Below are 4,030 nucleotides of genomic sequence, written 5' to 3' on the forward strand. Positions count from 1 at the left end.
TTACTATCCGACGGCCCGGGTTGATATGGCGCTCCTGTCGGGTCCCGCGGTGCCGCTGCTGGGCGACATTGCGCGCTACACGATCGCCCCTGTCGCGAGCAGGCTCATCTGGCCTCTTCTCATGCGCAAGATTTTCGGTCCCGCGCCTGTCCCCGCAAAGTTCAGCCGCTTTCCGAAAGAGATGGCCGTGCGCCCGTCGCAGATCCATGCCGAGGCCGCAGAGTCAGCTTTGCTGATCCCGGCAGCCGCTGCAGCGACCGACGACTACCCCACGTTGAAGATGCCGGTCGCCATCGTTGTGGGGGCCGGAGACCGGCTGATAGATCCTGCTGCCCAGTCGCTCCGGCTCCACCGCGCCATTGCGCAGAGCAGCTTCCATCCTGTTCCGGGCAGCGGCCACATGGTGCATCAGACAAGTCCTGAAGCTGTTATGGCGGCGATAGACGAGGCATTTGAACGGGCAAACGGGAGCAGGCAGGAAGAGCAGCCCGTCTGAAGAAGGAGCACCATGCGGAAGATGAGGCTCGCATGGGCACCGAGCGAGCCTTGATCGTCTTGCAAAGGTTAGGGGTGGGTACGGGTGCTGTTGACTACCAGTCCAGATCAACAAGGCGAGTCCAGCGGGATCATCTGGAAACGCAAATGCCTTTTCGACTTGCCGCCGCACCGCGTTTTCTCAGGATCCGCCGGTAAAGTTCGAAGGCTGTCTAGTAACTGTGCAGCCCTTTGAGGAGGGCCACCCGCCAATTCGTATGGACAATCGGGTCGCGGCAAGCTTGTTCCCGATCTCTATCGCACTGATTGAATAATTCCGAGACTAGACTGAAGTAGAGAGAGAGCTGCCCTTTAACCGCATGTAACAGGATACCGGCACAACCCGCCTAGCAATCCAGAAGGCAGAGACTTATCTCATCAGCGCTCACAATGACGAACGCCTTTCGAAGATCATGGGAATTCATGCTTTGACGGATCAATCTGGTTATCGACTACCAGATTGATCCGCCAAAGCATGATGGCCGGACAGGCTTCCTCGCGCCCTGATTGCATGCTTGGAAAGCCTTTACATCGAGCCGAGGCCGGGGCTTCCGTGGGCGCTGAAGAGGATAGCTGCATCTGGACAGGGCGTGTTCTGGCTGGTTCTCGCTAACTTGTCCGGAGGGGGCGTCTGCTGGGCGATTTGAGCCGCCCTGCCTGTTGGCGGCGACAACCCGCCTCAGTTTTGGCGGAACATTCCTCCCCCGCTCCTGTTCCTTTTCTGAAGAAAACGGCAGGGCGGGCAAGGGTGTGGTGGCAAGGCTCAAGCAGACCCACCCACCAGTCGGCGCTCACCTTCACCTGCGGCGAAGGAAGGGGATGTCATCATGAAGGGTGACACCCTCCCCCACGGTTCCGGCCGTTGTTTGTGCATCCTCATCGTCGAGGATGAGCCTATCATCGCAATGGATCTTCAGTTCATCTTCGAAGATCGTGGATATGCCGTGCTGGGGCCGGCCGGTTCGGTAGACATGGCCTTGCGCCTGCTGGACCAGGCAAGCCCCGATGTCGCCGTTCTTGATGCAAACCTTTGCGGCCATTCCGTCGCCCCGGTGGCGGAACGCCTGCGCAGCCTGGGGATCCCGTTCGTGGTCTCGTCGGCCTATAACGCTGCCCAGCTGCAGATCCACGAGGTTCTGGCGAATGTGGAGAATGTGCACAAGCCGTTCCAGCAGAACCGCCTTCTGGCCGCCGTGACACGCGCTCTCGGGTCAGAATAAACCGCTGCCGGGGCTGTCGCCAGTAGGCCGCCGCGTTTCCTTGTTCAGACAGCCTTCTTGCGCGGCAGGTCGCTGTGCAAGTCCACTCTACATGGCTACGATCAGTATGATCGAGGCAGCCAGCAGCACCATGCCGAAGACCTCGCTCACCCGCACCCTTTCGCGAAAGATGATCACAGAGGCAAGGATGGAGAAGATGAGCTCGACCTGACCAAGGCTGCGAACGTAGGCCGCGTTCTGAAGCGCGAAGGCGACAAACCAGCCGGCACTGCCGAGCACCCCTGTCACGCCCACCGGCAGAACGGCCCGCCAGTGTGCCGCAACCCGTCCCAACTCTCCAGGCTCACGCAAGCGCAACCAGAGGGCCATGGCGAGGGTCTGGAACGTCGTTGCAGCGACCAGCGCCACCAGCGCACGAAACAATGCCTGGGGATGATCCACTTCCAGTGTCGCGGCCCGGTAGCCGATCGCGGAAAACCCGAAGAGGCCGCCGGCCATGATCCCCAGCAGCAACGGGCGCTGGCTCGCACCCTTGGCGGTCCACCCCCCTGCGGGACGTGACAGGAACAGAACCCCGCCTGTGCCAATCAGGATCGCCAGCAAACCTGGTGAGGAGACCGGCTCGGACATCAGCACCGCGGACATGGCTGCCACAAGGATGGTCTCGGTCTTGGTGAAAGCAATTCCAACGGCGAAAGATCGTTCGGAAAACAAGGCAACGGTGCAGAACGTCGCGATGATCTGGGCCGCGCCTCCTGCCATGGCGCAAAGCCAGAAGGTGGAAGAGAGCTCCGGCAGGCTTGTGCCTTCAGCGAAGATCAAAGCGCAGAGCGCTGCACCGGCAATGGGCGCAGCAAACACGAACCGTGAGAAGGTGGCACCAGCTGTCGAAAGGCCCAATCCCTTCAGGCGCTTCTGCAGCATGAAACGCAGAGTTTGCACAGCAGCGGCCGCGATTGTCACCAACGCCCAAATTTCCATGTCACATATCCCACCGGGGCGGGCTCAGCCGCGTCTGCGAAAACGTCTACCGCGACCTGCTGGGGCCTCGCCATTCGAATGTAGTATGTGGGTTGATTAGGTAAGCGGCCTTCAGGCCGAAGACGATGCTTCAGATGCGGCAATGGTCCGCCTCACGAAGCGCTGCTCCCTGAACAAGTGCGGATCGCCGACCTTGTGTTCCCTATAGCCGACCCTTCAGCGCGTTTTGGATCCTGGCGGTGATCGACGATTGTCGCTACGAAAAACCCTGCCTGATCGCCGTTAGCAGCCTCCCGAGCGCTCGGAGGAAACCTTTCAGATGGCCCCAACATGGCCTGCCGATATCTTCCTATGTTCTTTGATCCGGCCCCTACAAGGTCGCCTCACCTGATGCTCCCCTTTCAGCGCAAGCCACCGTGTCCCGAAGGCGTGCAAGAAAATCCCTCAGCGCCTCCGCCGTGTTGTCGGGCGGCCCGGTGAGAAGGGTTATCCCCACCTGTCGCGTACGGCCTGCTGCACCGGGTCGATGTCGGGCATGAAAACGTAGCTCTTCGGCCGCTCCCGCTCATAGCCGGAGCGTTTCAAGGTCTCCCATATCCGGTGCAGCAGAAGCCTGATATTCAGGTCCTGCATGGAGTAGCCAATGAAGAGCACGGTGCGTCCCGTGATCCGCCGGACCTGCCAATCTTGCGCCATTGGACCCTTCGGGTTTTCATTAGAGGATGCGCTTATTTGCGGGTACGATCCCCCAGCACAGCACGGATGTTTCGGCAGGTGCCGTGCCCCCCCCTGTCCTATCGGAAACATCGGAGCGCGGCATGCGGCATGGATTGCCCCTGAAAGACCTGTCCCCGGGAGAACTGGCGTTGCTCATCAGGGCCACGGCCGCTTATCAGCACAGCGTCCGATACAAAGCCCTTCACAAGAAGCTGCTGCAATGCCACCTGAGGGGTATAGAGAGGATGGCGCCCAATGGCCCAATCACGGCCGCTCTCCCCCCACAACCCCGGCGCGATCCCTCCACCGTCCTCTTTCCGGTCCGTAACACCTGATATCGCGGCAGCAGAGGTGAGAGGTTGAGAGGGGCAAGGCGCTGCCTGAGCTCGCCCACCCTCCTTGGAACATCTCGTCTGGCGTGTTGTTGTGTTTCCAGCCGTGCCAGTAGGCTGGCAGAACAGGAGAAAATTCATGACATCCAAGGCACTTCGCATCTCCACCGTTGCTCTGGCTCTTATTGTGAGCGGCCCCGTTGTGGCCCAGCAGACGACGACCACGGAACCTGCCGTCACGCAGCC

The 4,030-nt window shown here is 60.6% G+C and carries 4 protein-coding genes; 2 read left to right on the forward strand and 2 right to left on the reverse strand.

Going from position 1 to position 4,030, the window contains the following annotated elements; all coding sequences use genetic code 11:
• Nucleotides 1-496: alpha/beta fold hydrolase (locus ACLHHB_RS13955; protein ID WP_410218888.1), on the forward strand; the 496-nt coding region annotated here is incomplete at its 5' end.
• A gap of 865 nt (nucleotides 497-1,361) precedes the next feature.
• Complete coding sequence (locus ACLHHB_RS13960; protein WP_410218889.1) at nucleotides 1,362-1,754, forward strand: response regulator; 393 nt, start codon at nucleotides 1,362-1,364, stop codon at nucleotides 1,752-1,754.
• Nucleotides 1,755-1,841: 87 nt separating this feature from the next.
• On the opposite strand, the gene ACLHHB_RS13965 is transcribed toward ACLHHB_RS13960, so the two are convergent.
• Nucleotides 1,842-2,735, reverse strand: a complete 894-nt coding sequence (locus tag ACLHHB_RS13965; protein ID WP_410218890.1) for an EamA family transporter — start codon at nucleotides 2,733-2,735, stop codon at nucleotides 1,842-1,844.
• A gap of 486 nt (nucleotides 2,736-3,221) precedes the next feature.
• The gene (locus ACLHHB_RS13970; RefSeq protein WP_410218891.1) at nucleotides 3,222-3,431 is read right to left on the reverse strand and encodes an SIR2 family protein; all 210 of its coding nucleotides are present in this window, start codon (nucleotides 3,429-3,431) and stop codon (nucleotides 3,222-3,224) included.
• Nucleotides 3,432-4,030 lie beyond the last annotated feature (599 nt).

It is taken from the genome of Paracoccus sp. (in: a-proteobacteria) (assembly GCF_046462195.1).
Classification (GTDB): domain Bacteria; phylum Pseudomonadota; class Alphaproteobacteria; order Rhodobacterales; family Rhodobacteraceae; genus Paracoccus.